The organism is Komagataeibacter kakiaceti JCM 25156 (genome assembly GCF_000613305.1).
This window is the reverse complement of the sequence record NZ_BAIO01000895.1, coordinates 1-580: the sequence shown is the minus strand read 5'-3', so window position 1 is coordinate 580 and position 580 is coordinate 1. Positions and strand designations below refer to the sequence as shown.

Annotated in this window: 1 protein-coding gene; it reads left to right on the top strand. The window is 69.7% G+C overall.

Going from position 1 to position 580, the window contains the following annotated elements:
* On the top strand, positions 1-479 hold a 479-nt coding region (locus JCM25156_RS19870; protein ID WP_025814528.1), incomplete at its 5' end, for an SAM-dependent methyltransferase.
* Positions 480-580: the final 101 nt, after the last annotated feature.

The window sequence follows — 580 nt, the reverse complement described above, 5'->3', positions numbered from 1 at the left end:
TTGACCATGGCCCCGCCGCATGGCGGGCGGTGGATGTCACGGTCATTCCCGGCGTTTCCGCCGTGCTGGCCGCCGCTGCCCGACTGGGTGCGCCGCTGGGGGGGGATTTCTGCGTCATTTCCCTATCCGACAACCTCAAGCCGCGTGAAGTGGTGCATCGCAGGCTGGCGGCGGCGGCACGGGCGGGGCTGGTGATCGCGCTGTACAACCCGCGTTCGAAGGCACGCCCGGACCAGTTGGGGGAAGCCTTCGCGCTGTTGCGCACCATCCTGCCCGGCACGGTGCCGGTCGCTTTCGCGCGCGCCATCGGGCGGGTGGATGAGCGGGTCATCCTGACCGACATCGCCCATGCCGACCCCGAACAGGTGGATATGAGCACGCTGGTCCTGATCGGCTGCCCGCTGACGCACGTCATCGACCGGGCGGATGGGGAAAAATGGCTTTACACTTCCCGCCGGGTAGACGCCCCGTGCGCGTAAAGCCGTTCCAGCCATGCCATGGCGGCCGGTGCGTCGGGCACCACGGCGGCGGGTGCGACCGGGGGGCGGGCCACCATGATCACCTCCACCCCCAGCCTGCG